We start from the raw sequence: 14985 nt of genomic DNA on the forward strand, positions 1-14985 counted from the left end.
CCAATACTTAAACTACATGACAGTAGAAGAGATACTCAAGAAGCTTGTTTCGTTCCCTGTACTTGGAGGGGAAGGCAACCTTTCCATCATCCATTGGATTCAGGAATATGTTGAAAATCATGGTGTGAAAACGGTTTTAGTACCGAATGAGGAAGGAACTAAGGCCTCATTACATTGCCGTATAGGTCCTGCTCATGATGGCGGAGTTATTCTCTCTGGACATACCGATGTAGTGCCTGTAGCGGGTCAGGAATGGACAACCGATCCTTTCGAACTCACCGATAAAGGTGATGGCAAACTCTATGGCCGAGGTTCATGCGACATGAAGGGATTTATAGCCTGTTGCCTGGCAGCCTTACCTGAAATGGTGAAGGCCGATTTGAAGACTCCGATCTACTTTGCCTTTTCCTATGATGAAGAGATTGGTTGTTTAGCCGCACCAGAGTTGGCAAGAGCCATTAAGGTATACTATGAGGAAACACCAACCTATGCCATCATTGGTGAACCCACCATGATGATCCCCACAGCGGGTCAGAAAGGAATCTGTATCTACGATACTGTAGTTACAGGGTCAGAAGGGCATAGCAGTCGAATTAAGCAGGAAGTAAGTGCAATCCATGAATCCATGCGCTTGATACTCTGGCTTGAAAATAAAATGAATACCCTGATTGAGGCGGGATCAACAGATGATCGCTTTACACCCAACCACACCTCCATTCACATTGGAAATATCAAAGGTGGTTTGGCTCCGAATATCATTGCTCAGGAGTGTGTATTTAACTGGGATGCCAGAACCATTCCTGCCGAAACCCCTGAACAAATACTGGCCGAGTTCGATGTTTATTGTCGGGAAAGAGAAGCTGAATTGCAAAAGGTATACCCTGGCTTCAAGATCAGCACCAAAGGGAGGTATCCTGCTGTTCCCGGTCTGGATACATCGGCCGATGAACCTATTGTGAAACTGGTGCAGGAACTGGCTCAGAATGACACGCTGGATGCGGTTTCTTATGCGGCTGAGGCCGGTCAGTTTCAGGAAGTAGGCTTTCAGGCCATGATTTGTGGCCCTGGAGATATTGCCCAGGCTCATAGAGCGGATGAGTTCATAGCAAAAGAGCAACTACAAATGGGGGTGGCGTTTATGCAAAGATTGATTCAAAAGCTTTCGTAAATGGACCTTCAGGCTTTGCTACAGCAATCAGGTTGGGTGCCTGCCAGCCCCGTAAGGCTTGACCCTGCCAGATTGCATCACTTTGACTTAAGTCATCAGAATAAGGCCCTCAACCGGATCGACCTGAACGATGAGGAGCAGTTCACCCGATATATTTTCGGGGAACTCGAAGCTCATGAGTGTACAGCCGGTATTGGTGGATATGCTGAGCAAAGAAGCCTTTACAGCAGAAGTGATCTGTTTGAAGATGAAGAGCCCAGAACCATTCATCTGGGAGTAGATATCTGGACTCAATCCGGAACTCCCGTTTATGCCCCATTAGAGGCGATCGTCCATTCTTTTGCCAACCACAAAGTGCATGGCGACTACGGACCTGTCATCATTTTGCAACATGAACTGGAAGGAGAGACCTTCTTTACCCTCTATGGGCATTTAAGTACTATGTCCCTGCATGGACTGTATGAAGGCAAATGGATCAAAAGAGGAGAGCAGTTCGCCAGTCTAGGAGCTTACCATGAGAACTATCACTGGCCACCTCACTTACACTTTCAGGTGATGCTTGATATGGAAGGAAAGAAAGGCGATTATCCGGGTGTTTGTAAGGCCAGCGAAAGAGATTACTATTTGGCCAACTGTCCTGACCCTGCCGTTTTACTACCACTGGATTAAACTTGCTAATTGTCATTAAAACTGCAAAAGCATGAGGAAAGCATAGTGGAGTCTGCTAATTTCGTCCCGGTCAAAAACCAATAACATGAAGAAATTAATTACTGCAGCATTTCTGCTGTTTTCTGTGGCCCTGTCGGCACAGAGAATGCAATATGAAATAGACATGACTCAGAGTCTCGACACTTTCAGCGTTATGCTCGAAGTCAAAGGGAAACTGACTCAGGCCAATGAGGTATTTCAGTTCGCCTCAACAGCCCCTGGAACTTATCAAACCATGAACATCGGTCGATTCGTGACTGACTTTAAAGCCTTCGACAGGCAGGGTAGTGAAATTCCGGTAGAAAAAGCCTCCGTCAACCAATTCAGAATTACACGTCCTGAGGATTTGGCTTCTATTACCTACAAAGTAGCTGAAACCTGGGATACAGAGGTGGAAGAATATCCGATTTACCTGATGTGTGGCTCTTCTTTGGAATCGGATCATGCATTGATCAACGCGCATACCATGATGGGTTACTTTCATGGACTTCAGAAAAGCCCTATTCAGATTGAGCTGAAGATGAGAGAGGGCTGGACAGCCGGAACAGCGCTGAAAGGTGGAGGCAACAAGTTCAAAGCAGACGATTATGACCATGCGGTCGATTCTCCTATTCTCATGGGTAAACTCACTTATGCCGATACCAAAGTGGCTAAGAGTAAGATCCAGATTTACACCTATTCAGCCAACGACAAAATTACTTCCGAGAGATTATTGGAAAGCATGTCCAGTATGCTGAGTGCTACCAAAGAGTTTCTCATCGACTTGCCAGTAGATCAGTATACCTTTCTGTACCATTTTGAGCCAACTCCTCCGGGTATCACTGGAGCCTGGGAGCATTCATATAGCTCTGAATATGCCCTGCAGGAGAATGACTTCAATACTCCGGAGCAAGTACAGTCAGTGACAGACATTGCTTCGCACGAATTCTTCCACATTGTGACTCCTTTGAATATTCATAGCGAGGTGGTTGAATCTTTCAACTTTGTGGAGCCGACACCTTCGGTTCATTTATGGCTATATGAGGGTATTACCGAATGGGCCTCTAATATGCTGCTCTACAGAGCAGGAGAACTCAGCTTACAAGATTATCTGGATGGTGCGGTCAAGCAGAAGATCATCTTCAACAATTACTTCAACAAGGAGTGGAGTATAGAGAAAATCGCTCAGGAATCTTTCAACACTGCCGGATCGCGTCAGTATGGAAACATCTACATGAGAGGCTCACTATTCGGCAATTTGCTCGATATACGCCTGCTGGAATTGTCAGAAGGAGAGTTTGGTCTTCGTGAAGTATTGCTCGACCTGATTAAGAAATACGGAAAGGGTAACCCTATCTCTGAAGAAGATTTCTTCGATGATTTTGTGGAAATGACCTTCCCTGAAATCAGAGAGTTGTTCGATAATTATATTCTGGACAGTCAGCCTTATCCGATGGCAGAGTACTTTGCTAAGGTGGGGATTGAAATCATAGCTGACTCACCTCAGAATGTGGAGATCAAGAAGATGGAAAATCTGACAGAAGAGCAACAAAAGCTTTTTGATGCCTGGAGTAAGAATTTGCCGAGGAACTAATCAGGGTGGGTGATGCCGCTTCTACGAAGCTCAACCAAGACTGAAGACTTTAAGGTTAGAACATTGGGCCACGCTGTGGCCTATTTTTATGTCTTAAGATTGCTAGAAAAAAGTAGGGGCTCTGCGTTTTACCAAATGTCCGGGTTTGGTCATGGTACAGTTCTAACGTCCCTGGTGCCTCCCGGGCTCCATAGGAGCCATATGTCATAACATACTACAGCTTAGCATTACCTCCTAGCTCCGTAGGAGCGGTACCATTAGGTAGAGATCAGGGTTGGATGCTGAGTATAAAGGTTTTGGGACTCTACATCTGTTTGTAGATGTCGCTTCTACGAAGCTCAACCAAGGCTTGAGACTTTAAGGTTAAAACATTGGGCCACGCTGTGGCCTATTTTTATGTCTTAAGATTGCTGGAAACAAGGGGGACTCTGCGTTTTACTGAATGTCCGGGTTTGGCCATGGTATAGGTCTAACGTCCCTGGTGCCTCCCGGGCTCCATAGGAGCCATATATTATAATATACTACAGCTTAGCATTACCTCCTAGCTCCGTAGGAGCGGTACCATTAGGTAGCGATCAGGGTTGGATGCTAAGTATAAAGGTTTTGGGGCTCTGCATCTGTTTGTAGATGTCGCTTCTACGAAGCTCACCCAAGACTGAAGACTTCAAGGTTAAAACATTGGGCCACGCTGTGGCCTGTTTTTATGTCTTAAGATTACTGGAAACAAGGGGGACTCTGCATTTTACTAAATGTCCGGGTTTGGCCATGGTACAGTTCTAACGTCCCTGGTGCCTCCCGGGCTCCATAGGAGCCATATATTATAATATACTACAGCTTAGCATTACCTCCTAGCTCCGTAGGAGCGGCATCATTAGGTAGAGATCAGGGTTGGATGCTAAGTATAAAGGTTTTGGGACTCTGCATCTGTTTGTAGATGTCGCTTCTACGAAGCTCAACCAAGACTGAAGACTTTAAGGTTAATACATTAGGCCACGCTGTGGCCCATTTTTATGTCTTAAGATTGCCGGAAACAAGGGGACTCTTGGTTTTACTAAATGTCCGGGTTTGCCATGGTACAGTTCTAACGTCCCTGGTGCCTCCCGGGCTCCATAGGAGCTATATGTTATAATGGACTATAGCTTAGTATTATCTTAGCTCCGTAGGAGCGATATGTGATAACCGTGACTCACTGCGCCAGAGCGACATAAGCTTACAATGACCTGGTGATATATGGCCTGATAGCGATCCCTACATACCATCCCACCAGGGAAGCAAGTAATCCCCAGATCAGTGAAGGTACATTGGTTTCAAGTTGGTCCGTAATCAGCCAGATCAGCAATCCCGCAACAATCGAGATGATAGCGGCAAACTCACTTTTCTTTCTAAAGTAGATACCTGCAACCAGGGGAATAAATAAACTTACCAGACTGAGAGAAGAAGAGGCAGCTACCAAATCATAGATATTTCCTTGTCTAAAGGCAAAGAAGACAGCAATTACAGTAATCGCAACGATCGAAATTCTCACTAACAACAATTCCTTCTTATCGCTGATACCAGCTTTGTATAATGGCTTAATCAGGTTTTCGCTAAGGATAGTGGCAGGGGCAAGAATAGCCCCACTGGTGGTACTGAGGATAGCAGAAATGAGTGCACCAAAGAAAAGGACCTGAATGCCTAAACCCGTCTGGGAAAGTACAATCTGAGGTAAAATGGATTCGCTATCAGTAGACTGGGCATAAGCAGGATCAATATAACCGGCACATAGTCCGATGTACAAGGGGAGCAGCCCAATGGTGAGGTACATGATACCTCCGAGGTATGAACTCTGCACGGCTACCTTTTCACTCTTTCCAGCCATAACTCTTTGAAAAACATCTTGTTGTGGTATAGAGCCTAATCCTATGGTAATCCAGGCAGCCACATAGACAAGGATATCATTGAAGTTGCTTTCTGGCAGGAAGCGATAGAAGTGATCTGGCACATGATCAATTACAGCGTTGAAACCATCGGTTATCTGTGTGAGGCTGATGGCGATCATGACCAAACCCACCACAATCATCACCGTTTGTATGGTATCGGTAATGGCTACTGCCCAAAGACCTCCTGAAACGGTGTAGATAAGGACGATACTGGCACCAACCAGAATGCCTGCCTCTACCGAGATACCCAGGATCAGTTCACCCATAATGCCCAATGCCACCAGTTGTGCGGCTATCCAGCCAAAGTAAGAGAGTACGAGGCAGAGACCTGCAATTCTTTCCACGCGCTTTCCATATTGCTGCCGATAGAAATCACCGAAAGTATTAATGCCCATCCGATACAGCGGTCTGGCAAAGAAGGCTCCCACCAAAATGAGACATAAAGCTGCTCCAAACGGATCTTCAATGACCCCGAGAAATCCATGACTGACAAATTCAGAAGAAGCACCCAATATGGTTTCAGAACCAAACCAGGTGGCAAAGAGGGCAGAGGCCGCCATAAAGAGTGGAAGCTTTCTGCCTGCCAGAATAAAGTCCTTCGAACCTCTGATATACCTGGAGGAGAAGATGCCGATGGCCAGTGTTATGGCTAGATAGATGAGGATATAGGTGGCTAGCAATGGTTAGTATTCAGGTTGATCTAATTACGCCAGTTTTGGCGTTTCCACCAAAACGATTTTGTCATCTTGTTCGTGGTGAATTGAGGTGTCCTTTCCCGATTGGTCTGACCAGTTTTGGTGAAGGCACCAAAACTTCGGAAAAGTATCTTCTAATAAAGTCTATTGGCCATTGTGATGATGCTCCATTATCTCTTAACCTACCCTTTATAAATCGGTCTCACCCAATTCTCCGCAGGACCATACTTACTATCGCTGGCCCATTGAATACCGCGTTTTATCATGGTCATGCCATTGGGAGACATCAGCACATGCGATAAGTTGTGCCCCAGGGAAGTGTAGAAAATTCTACCCTTTCCATACATCTTCTTCCAGGTAACCGGCATCACGCAGCCATCTATCCACGGAGAGTGCTCACCCGAGAAAGTGGTGGTCGCCAGAACCTTCACATTGGGATCTACATGCATATAATACTGCTCGCTGGAGATATTAAAATCACTGAGTCCAGAGGTAATGGCATCCATCTGATCAGTTACCTGAACAGAGTAATCAATAACACCACCCGGATGCGCGACCCACTGGCCACCGGTCATAAACTGATACTCTGTATTATTGCGGAAGGCATCGCACATACCGCCATGCCAACCAGCCATACCTGTTCCATTTTTCACAGCTTCCAGAAGGCCCTTTTCCTGTTCCTGAGTAATTTGCGACATGGTGAAGATCTGGACAATCAGGTCGGTGTTGGCCATCAGTTGCTTATCGGTATACGGGTCCAGGTTATCGTAAACAGAAACCGTTGCTCCCTCATTTTCCATCCAGGGGACCATGTAATCCCTGAATTTGGTGGGCTCGTGACCGTCCCAGCCGCCAAAGAGAAACATGACCTTCCTGCCTTTTAGAGAGGGAAGAGGAACAGGTGCTTCGGCAGGTTGTCCATTGACTTGAAACGATTTACCGAGGAGTGCAGCGCCAGCCAGCAAAGCTGACTTGCCAATAAATGATCTTCTGGATTTCATTCTTGCAGTTTTATAAAAGCCTCAGAAGATAGGACATTTAGATCTGTCATTCAAAACTTGTGAGGCATATTGACCAGCCAAAAGCCAGATGTCCCAGCTCAAATATTAATGCATCAGTTCTGAAGATTTCATGGGTCTTCTTTCAGGCTTATTCTTTAAATTAAAGGCTTACTTTACTTGAATTAAATCTCATTAACTCGCTCTATGCAAATCATTGAATCTTCAAAAACCTATGATGTTGCCATTGTAGGTTCCGGTGCAGGAGGTGGTATGGCTACCAAAATACTCTCTGAAGCCGGATTTGATGTGGCTGTGTTGGAAGCCGGCCCATTTTTCGATCCTGCACTGGATGAACACCGAAATCAGCTGAGATGGCCATGGGAATCTCCAAGGAGAGGTGCCAGCTCCAATCGCAGGTCCTTTGGTGACTTTGATGCCGCCTACGGAGGCTGGAACATCGAAGGAGAACCTTATACCACCGAACCGGGTACGCGCTTTGCCTGGTTCCGCTCCAGAATGCTGGGAGGTAGAACTAACCACTGGGGACGAATTTCCCTGCGTTTCGGACCGCTCGATTTTAAAAGAAAAAGTGTAGACGGCCTCGGTGATAACTGGCCTATTGGCTACGATGATGTCAAACCTTATTACGATAAGGTAGATAAGCTTATTGGTGTTTTTGGTTCGCGCGAAAACATTCACAATGAGCCTGATGGCTTCTTCCTGCCCCCGCCAAAACCAAGGCTTCATGAACTTTATTATATCAAAGGAGCCAGAAAAACAGGTATTCCTGTAATTCCTTCGCGCCTTTCTATTCTTACCAAACGAATTAACGATCAACGTGGTAGTTGCTTCTATTGCGGTCAGTGTAACAGGGCCTGTATGGCCTATGCCGACTTCTCCGCAGGTACATGTCTGATCTTCCCGGCACAGAAAAATGGCGGGAAAGTGCAGCTCTTTACCGATGCCATGGTAAGAGAGGTAACTACCGATAAAAATGGTAAAGCCACCGGTGTGAATTACATCAATAAGGCCGACCGTAAAGAATACCACTTAAAGGCGAAAGTCGTAGTAATGGCAGCCTCTGCCTGTTCTACCGCCCGAATCCTCCTGAACTCTAAGAGTAGTGTACACCAGAATGGACTGGGTAACAGCAGCGGTTTGGTGGGTAGATACCTCCATGACTCAACAGGGGCCAGCCGCTCAGCTTTCATTCCTCAATTGATGGACAGAAAAATTTACAACGAAGATGGCGTGGGCGGTATGCACGTGTATACGCCATGGTGGTTGAACGATAAGAAACTGGACTTCCCTCGTGGTTATCACATTGAAGTTTGGGGTGGAATGGGTATGCCGAGCTATGGCTTCGGTTTCAACCCTAACGACCTGAACAAGGTAACCGGTGGAGCCATTGGAGGTTATGGTGACTCACTTCGAGACGATGTAAAACGCTACTATGGAGCTGTTTTAGGTATCTCGGGACGTGGTGAATCAGTGCCTCAAAAGGAAAACCGTTGTGAAATCGACAATGATGTGGTAGATGAATTCGGTATTCCGGTACTGAAGTTCAACTACAAATGGACGGAGCATGAAGTGAAGCAGGCGAAGCACATGCAGGATACTTTCGAGGAAGTATTGGGTGCTGCCGGTGGAATTCTTCTGGGTGATAAGCCCGGTGCCGACAGAGACTATGGTTTGACCGCTCCCGGTGAGATCATCCACGAAGTGGGTACCACCAGAATGGGGGATGACAAACGTGACTCAGTGACTAACAAGTACAATCAGTTGCATGACTGTGAAAACGTATTTGTGATGGATGCGGGTCCATTTGTTTCTCAGGCAGACAAAAACCCAACCTGGACTATTCTGGCCCTGGCCTGGAGAGCTTCAGATTATTTAGTAGAACAAGTAAAACAAAGAAATATCTAATCATGGACAGACGAGATTCATTAAAATCATTATTGGTGGGTTCCGTTGCAGGTGGTCTTTTGGTCACCGGATGTGCTCCAGGAGCTGAAAATGCAGAAGTTCAACCGCAAGCCAATCAGGATTTACCGGGTTATGGACGTAATGAGAAAGAGAAAGAGCATGACCGCAAGGTAATGGCTCAGGAATTTCTCAATGAGCATGAGCTTGAAACCATTGCTGTTCTGGTAGATATTATCCTGCCATCGAATGCTGACTTCGGTTCAGCATCAGATGCCGGAGTGGTAGACTTTATCGACTTTATTGTGAAGGATATGCCGAACAACCAACTGCCGATCCGTGGTGGTATTGCCTGGCTAGATTCTCATTCCAATAAGCTGCATAACAAGGTGTTTAAAGACCTGACATTGGAGCAACAGAAGGGGATTTGTGATACCATTGCCTTTCCGGGTAAAACCAAGCCGGAACTTATGGCAGGGGAGCGATTCTTTACCAGAATGCGCAACCTGACCATGACGGGCTATTTTACTTCTGAAATGGGTATCAAAGACCTCGGCTATAAAGGAAATACGCCTGGCGTTTGGGATGGTATTCCTGCCGATGTACTGGCTGAACATGATGTAGATTATGAACCGGAATGGTTAGCCAAGTGCGTAGATCAAAGCAAAAGAATGGATATAGCACAGTGGGATGATGAAGGCAATTTGCTGAATTGATTTCACCCTGTAAAAGAATAAAGAGGCTGTCTTAAAAGCTTGCTGAACGTCACCCTGAACTTGTTTCAGGGTCTCTGGTTGGATAATGATCCAGTGACAACAGCGCTTCTAAAACAGCCTCTTTTGTGTTTTATTTTATTTAAATGCCGGGATACCAGTAATCTCAGCACCCAGAATCAACAGGTGGATATCATGGGTTCCTTCATAAGTCACCACAGACTCCAGGTTCGCCATATGTCTCATCATCGGATATTCCTGAGTGATTCCCATTCCACCATGCATTTGGCGTGCTTCTCTGGCAATGTTCAAAGCAGTTTCTACCGCATTTCTCTTGGCCATGGAAATCTGAGCTGTTGTAGCCTTACCTTCGTTGAATAGCTGTCCTAATCGGAAGTTGAGCAACTGAGCTTTGGTGATTTCAGTCAACATCTCAGCCAGTTTCTTTTGTTGTAGTTGGAATGAACCGATAGGCTTACCAAACTGCTCTCTTTCAGCACAGTATTTTCTGGCTGACTCATAGCAGTCCATGGCAGCACCAATGGCACCCCAGGCAATTCCATAGCGTGCCGAATCAAGACACATCATCGGAGCGCCCAGGCCGCTTTTTCCCGGTAGCAGGTTCTCTTTAGGAACTTTTACATTGTCAAATACCAGTTCACCCGTAGCGCTGGCGCGCAATGACCACTTGCCATGAGTCTCTGGAGTTGAAAAACCTTCCATACCTCTTTCCACAATCAAACCATGGATTCGGCCCTCTTCATTCTTGGCCCAAACCACAGCCACATCAGCATGAGGAGAATTAGAAATCCACATTTTAGCACCATTCAATAGGTAATGGTCGCCCATGTCTTTGAAGTGGGTAGTCATTCCCGAAGGGTTGGAGCCATGATCCGGTTCAGTCAGTCCGAAGCAACCTAACCATTCACCTGAAGCCAGCTTAGGTAAGTACTTCATGCGTTGTTCTTCCGAACCGAACTTGTAAATAGGGTACATCACCAAAGAACCCTGAACAGAGGCCGTAGAGCGCATGCCAGAATCGCCTCTTTCAATTTCCTGCATAATGAGACCATAGGCGATATAGTCCATGCCTCCGCAGCCATACTTCTCAGGCAGTTGCGGACCAAATGCTCCGATCTCACCGAATTTCTTCACGATGTCGTAAGGAAAATAAGCATGTTCGGCCCAGCTCTCGATGTAAGGAGAAATCTCTTTTTTGACAAAATCACGAACAGCAGAACGAACGAGCCTGTGTTCTTCGGTCAGCAGGCTATCCATCATATAGAAATCAGGGTGTTCAAAAGTGTCTGCTTTAGATGATTTTTGAATTTTTGAAGCTTTATTTGAGTCCATAGGTAATTTGGTTTCTGTATGAATTGTGGTCAAATTTGCACCCACTTTTTAACCTATGCAAACGTATGAGTGAATCAGACATCGACCAACGTATACTTGACAGAATTAAGAAGCTTTCTGAGAAGTACGAGGCCATGGGCCAGGACATGACATCTTATCTCGATGGCCTGTTACATGCCGACTATCTGAAATATTGGGACTATATCAATCTGGACTCGCTATTGGGCCTTCAGCAGCCTAAAACGGGCTTTCCTGATGAAATGGTCTTTATCTGTTATCATCAGATTACAGAACTCTACTTTAAGCTGTGCCTCTGGGAAATGAAACAGATTCATGAACATCAGCATCCTGATGCCAGTTTCTTCGAAGCCAGACTCAAGCGCCTCAATAATTACTTTGAACATCTTTGTCATTCTTTTGTGATCATGACTGATGGAATGGAAAAAGAGCAATTCCTTCAATTCAGAATGTCATTGCTGCCTTCATCAGGGTTTCAGTCGGGTCAATACCGCATGATTGAAATCGGAGCAACAGATATGATCAATTTGGTGAATCTGGATAAACGCGATGAGTTCGATGATTATGCTTCAATCGACCAGCTCTATGAAGCCATCTACTGGAAGACAGGTGCTACGGAGTTGAAGTCAGGAAAGAAAACGCTGACGCTCCAGCAGTTTGAAGATAAATACACCAAAGACTTTCTGCATTTGGCAGAAGAAACCAGAACCACGAATTTTTATCAGCTATACCTGAAGCATTATAAAGGCACTGAAGGAGAAGACAAAATTGTGGAGCAGCTGAGAAGGTTCGATTTGCTGGCCAATGTTGACTGGCCGCTGGCACATTATCGTTCTGCCGTTCGCTACTTACAGAAAGACCCAGAAGATATTGCTGCTACTGGCGGTACCAATTGGCAGAAATACCTGCCACCACGCTTCCAGAAAATCATTTTCTTTCCTGAAATCTGGTCAGAGCAGGAAATGGCAGAATGGGGAAAGCATTGGGTGCTGGAGCAATTGAATAAAAAACATTAAGGTTAATTGGGCTTAGTCCCGATTAACGGATTAGCAACTTTAGAGATAAAAACTCTACATGCAGAAAATTGTCAAACTTACGCTTAAGCCCGAAGAGGCTTACAATCCCGAGCTCTTTGAGGCTACGGTCCTCAAACGATCTGGCATTCAGGATGCAGAAGCCAAAGTCCGTCCCCTCAAACGGTCGATTGATGCGCGTGGACGCAACGTTAAAGTCAATATGGAGGCCATGGTCAGTGTTAAAGAAGACCTGCCACCTCTGATTTCCTACCGAAGAGATTACCCCAATGTGTCCCATGCTGAACCAGTGGTGATTGTCGGTTTCGGCCCGGCAGGTATGTTTGCCGCATTACGTTGTATTGAATTGGGTTATAAACCCATAGTGATAGAACGAGGCAGCGATGTGCAGAAGCGTAGGAGAGACCTGGCAGCCATCAACAAAGAACATAAGGTAAATCCGGAATCTAACTATTGCTTTGGTGAAGGTGGGGCAGGGACTTATTCAGATGGTAAGCTATATACCCGCTCGAAAAAGAGAGGAGACATTCAGAAGTCTCTGGAAATACTGGTAGCCCATGGTGCCACTGAGGAAATACTCGTAGATGCCCATCCTCATATTGGTACCAATAAACTACCCAAGGTAGTTCAGGAGATCAGATCTTCCATACTGGATGCCGGAGGAGAGATTCACTTCGACACTAAAGTCACTGACTTTATCATTCATGAGCAACGCATGAAAGGTGTCGTGCTGGAAGATGGCACTAAGGTTGAAGGCTTGGGCGTGGTCCTCGCTACGGGTCATTCTGCCCGGGATATCTTTCACCTCCTACATCAACGTGATGTATTGATCGAAGCCAAGCCTTTCGCTTTAGGAGTTAGAATTGAGCATCCTCAACAGTTGATCGATCGCATACAGTACAATTGTCCTGTAGACCGTGGAGAATGGTTGCCTGCCAGTTCTTACGCTCTTGTCCATCAGACTTACTACGATCAGAAACAGCGGGGTGTGTTTAGCTTTTGTATGTGTCCCGGTGGCTTTATTGTGCCCGCAGCCACCGCTCCCGGAGAGATAGTGGTCAATGGCATGAGTCCTTCCAGAAGAGACTCTAAATATGCTAACTCAGGTATTGTCACAGCCATTGAATTGGAAGATGTACAAGCCTACAGTGAACATGGGCCATTGGCAGCACTGGCTTTTCAACAGCAAATAGAGCAGCGGGCCTTTGCAGTAGCTGGCCAGACACAAGCGGCCCCGGCTCAACGCATGATTGATTTTGTGCAGAATAAGGTTTCTTCTCAGCTCAATGATACTTCTTATCAACCCGGTTTGGTGAGTGTCTCTATGAACAAGGTGCTTCCTGCCCATATTCATGAAAGGCTGAGAACAGCGTTCAAGGCTTTCGGAAAGAAAATGAAGGGCTATTATACCAATGAAGCCCAAATAGTGGGAGTAGAGAGCAGAACCTCTTCACCTGTGAGAATTCCCCGCGACAAAGAAACCTGTGAGCATGTCCAGGTCAAAGGATTATACCCTTGTGGCGAAGGTGCCGGGTTTGCCGGTGGTATTCTCTCCGCAGCTATGGATGGTGAAAAGTGTGCTGATATGCTGATTAAAACCTACGGCAAGGCTCACTAGCCTTGTTGCATCATTCTAACCGCTTGCTGTAGATTGCCTACAAAAGCTTTCTCTTCATCGCTTTTGGCCAGTTTCTTAGCTTCTGCCAACGATTCTTCGGCTGCTTTGAAATTGGACTGAAGTCCGTTGATATAACCAAGCAGCGCATGAGACTCATATCTCTGGTTGTCAATTTGAAGCGACTGACTCAAAAGGATACGCATGAATGAAAGTAACTCTTCACTCTCATAGTTCTCTATGATTTCCACAGCAGTGGAAATAACGAAATCGGGCTTTTCTTCATCTGCCAGGTGATTGTTCATGTAGCTGTTCACTGAAAGCTTATAATTGTCGAATTCCTCGCGCTGGGCATAATAAACTGATTCTGTTACATACTTGGCACCCGGTAATTCAGCTTCAGGAATAAATACAGGCATCACTTCCTGAGTGAGACGGTTTAATAAAGCTTTATCTCCATACTTGATAGCCAGCATGAGGTTGTCATTATAAACCCCGCTCATATAGTCATTAAACTCTCCCTGACCATGGGCTGTGATCATTTCATCTTTATGAGAAGTGATGTAGGCATAGTGTACTGAATTGAGACCGTTCTCAAAACGGGTAAGGAACCAGATGTTTTCAATATCGAGGTAATCTTCTTCCGTAAAACCTGCTCCATAAGCAGTGGCCACCATTTCGGCCTTTTCGGGATTAGTTCTTTCCAGAATGCTGATAAGTTCCAGGTAAGATTCTCTTTCAAGCTTACCTTCGTTGAAAGCTGTTTCCAGTAGAGGTAAGCCAGCCCATTCATCCATCACCTGTTGGCCATAAGCACGAAGCGTAGGAGCAGGGACAAAACCTTTGATACGTTGGAATACATTACCTTCAGGGGTGAGGAACAATAAAGTCGGGTAACTGTCAATACCATAAAAGTTAGCCAGCTGGTAGCCAAACTCAGATTCAGCATCAAACTTTACATTGACGAAGTTCTCTCCATAATATTCAATGACGGAGCCCTCGGTGTAAACTTCCTTGTCCAGCTTATGACAATAGCCACACCAGTCGGTGTAAGCATCAACAAACAGTAACTGTCCCTTTTCTTTGGCCGATTGAAATACCTCGTCCCATTGTTTTTGGTTTTCTACTTCAACAAATGTGAGGCTTTCAATTTCATTGGCATTCAGACCAAATGCCAGCAGGAAGAGAATGAATAAAGTTTGAACTTTCATGAAGTATGTTGCTGTTTGAAGCATTAACGATGACAAAACTAATTATTGCTGTAC

Annotated in this window: 11 protein-coding genes and 1 pseudogene; 8 read left to right on the forward strand and 4 right to left on the reverse strand. The window is 45.6% G+C overall.

Annotation, left to right across the window (positions count from 1 at the left end; all coding sequences use genetic code 11):
- Positions 1-16: 16 nt before the first annotated feature.
- The 4 genes and pseudogenes from argE (at position 17) to ACOOEY_RS20140 (ending at position 3166) form a co-directional block, all read left to right on the forward strand.
- Positions 17-1168 carry an acetylornithine deacetylase gene (gene argE / locus ACOOEY_RS20125; RefSeq protein WP_420386527.1) on the forward strand — a complete coding sequence of 384 codons (1152 nt, stop codon included), beginning with the start codon at positions 17-19 and terminating at the stop codon, positions 1166-1168.
- Positions 1169-1837, forward strand: a complete 669-nt coding sequence (locus tag ACOOEY_RS20130) for a peptidoglycan DD-metalloendopeptidase family protein (protein ID WP_420386528.1) — start codon at positions 1169-1171, stop codon at positions 1835-1837. It abuts the gene before it with no gap.
- Positions 1838-1982: 145 nt separating this feature from the next.
- Positions 1983-3053: pseudogene (locus tag ACOOEY_RS20135) on the forward strand (peptidase); the annotation flags it as partial.
- Positions 3020-3166, forward strand: coding sequence for a hypothetical protein (locus tag ACOOEY_RS20140; RefSeq protein ID WP_420388673.1), 147 nt, complete (start codon positions 3020-3022; stop codon positions 3164-3166). The pseudogene ACOOEY_RS20135 and the gene ACOOEY_RS20140, both read left to right, overlap by 34 nt.
- Before the next feature lie 1493 nt (positions 3167-4659).
- Here the strand turns inward: ACOOEY_RS20140 and ACOOEY_RS20145 are convergent.
- Together ACOOEY_RS20145 and ACOOEY_RS20150 are read right to left on the reverse strand one after the other, a co-directional pair.
- Positions 4660-6048, reverse strand: coding sequence for a sodium:solute symporter family protein (locus ACOOEY_RS20145; protein WP_420386529.1), 1389 nt, complete (start codon positions 6046-6048; stop codon positions 4660-4662).
- A gap of 197 nt (positions 6049-6245) precedes the next feature.
- Entirely contained in the window at positions 6246-7064 is an 819-nt protein-coding gene (locus tag ACOOEY_RS20150; RefSeq protein WP_420386530.1) for a ThuA domain-containing protein, read from the reverse strand.
- Positions 7065-7268: 204 nt separating this feature from the next.
- Between ACOOEY_RS20150 and ACOOEY_RS20155 the strand changes: the two genes are divergently transcribed.
- Complete coding sequence (locus ACOOEY_RS20155) at positions 7269-8990, forward strand: GMC family oxidoreductase (protein WP_420386531.1); 1722 nt, start codon at positions 7269-7271, stop codon at positions 8988-8990.
- A 2-nt stretch (positions 8991-8992) separates the two neighbouring features.
- A complete protein-coding gene (locus ACOOEY_RS20160; protein WP_420386532.1) occupies positions 8993-9703 on the forward strand; it encodes a gluconate 2-dehydrogenase subunit 3 family protein in 711 nt (236 codons plus the stop codon).
- A gap of 135 nt (positions 9704-9838) precedes the next feature.
- Here ACOOEY_RS20160 and ACOOEY_RS20165 read toward each other — a convergent pair whose 3' ends face one another.
- The gene (locus ACOOEY_RS20165; RefSeq protein ID WP_420386533.1) at positions 9839-11053 is read right to left on the reverse strand and encodes an acyl-CoA dehydrogenase family protein; all 1215 of its coding nucleotides are present in this window, start codon (positions 11051-11053) and stop codon (positions 9839-9841) included.
- A 65-nt stretch (positions 11054-11118) separates the two neighbouring features.
- On the opposite strand from ACOOEY_RS20165, the gene ACOOEY_RS20170 reads away from it, so the two are divergent.
- A complete protein-coding gene (locus tag ACOOEY_RS20170) occupies positions 11119-12087 on the forward strand; it encodes a tryptophan 2,3-dioxygenase family protein (RefSeq protein WP_420386534.1) in 969 nt (322 codons plus the stop codon).
- A gap of 58 nt (positions 12088-12145) precedes the next feature.
- Positions 12146-13723: an NAD(P)/FAD-dependent oxidoreductase gene (locus ACOOEY_RS20175; RefSeq protein ID WP_420386535.1), complete on the forward strand. Its 1578-nt coding sequence runs from the start codon at positions 12146-12148 to the stop codon at positions 13721-13723.
- Here ACOOEY_RS20175 and ACOOEY_RS20180 read toward each other — a convergent pair.
- Entirely contained in the window at positions 13720-14931 is a 1212-nt protein-coding gene (locus tag ACOOEY_RS20180) for a thioredoxin family protein (RefSeq protein WP_420386536.1), read from the reverse strand. The genes ACOOEY_RS20175 and ACOOEY_RS20180 overlap by 4 nt on opposite strands.
- Positions 14932-14985: the final 54 nt, after the last annotated feature.

Origin of the sequence: Roseivirga sp., assembly GCF_965216855.1 — a bacterium.
GTDB lineage: Bacteria > Bacteroidota > Bacteroidia > Cytophagales > Cyclobacteriaceae > Roseivirga.

What these genes read in the sequence shown, in the direction of transcription:
- argE (WP_420386527.1), top strand. Translation starts at nt 17, where the DNA reads ATGACAGTAGAAGAGATACTCAAGAAGCTTGTTTCGTTCCCTGTACTT.
- ACOOEY_RS20130 (WP_420386528.1), top strand. Translation starts at nt 1,169, where the DNA reads ATGGACCTTCAGGCTTTGCTACAGCAATCAGGTTGGGTGCCTGCCAGC.
- ACOOEY_RS20150 (WP_420386530.1), bottom strand. Translation starts at nt 7,064, where the DNA reads ATGAAATCCAGAAGATCATTTATTGGCAAGTCAGCTTTGCTGGCTGGC.
- ACOOEY_RS20155 (WP_420386531.1), top strand. Translation starts at nt 7,269, where the DNA reads ATGCAAATCATTGAATCTTCAAAAACCTATGATGTTGCCATTGTAGGT.
- ACOOEY_RS20160 (WP_420386532.1), top strand. Translation starts at nt 8,993, where the DNA reads ATGGACAGACGAGATTCATTAAAATCATTATTGGTGGGTTCCGTTGCA.
- ACOOEY_RS20165 (WP_420386533.1), bottom strand. Translation starts at nt 11,053, where the DNA reads ATGGACTCAAATAAAGCTTCAAAAATTCAAAAATCATCTAAAGCAGAC.
- ACOOEY_RS20170 (WP_420386534.1), top strand. Translation starts at nt 11,119, where the DNA reads ATGAGTGAATCAGACATCGACCAACGTATACTTGACAGAATTAAGAAG.
- ACOOEY_RS20175 (WP_420386535.1), top strand. Translation starts at nt 12,146, where the DNA reads ATGCAGAAAATTGTCAAACTTACGCTTAAGCCCGAAGAGGCTTACAAT.
- ACOOEY_RS20180 (WP_420386536.1), bottom strand. Translation starts at nt 14,931, where the DNA reads ATGAAAGTTCAAACTTTATTCATTCTCTTCCTGCTGGCATTTGGTCTG.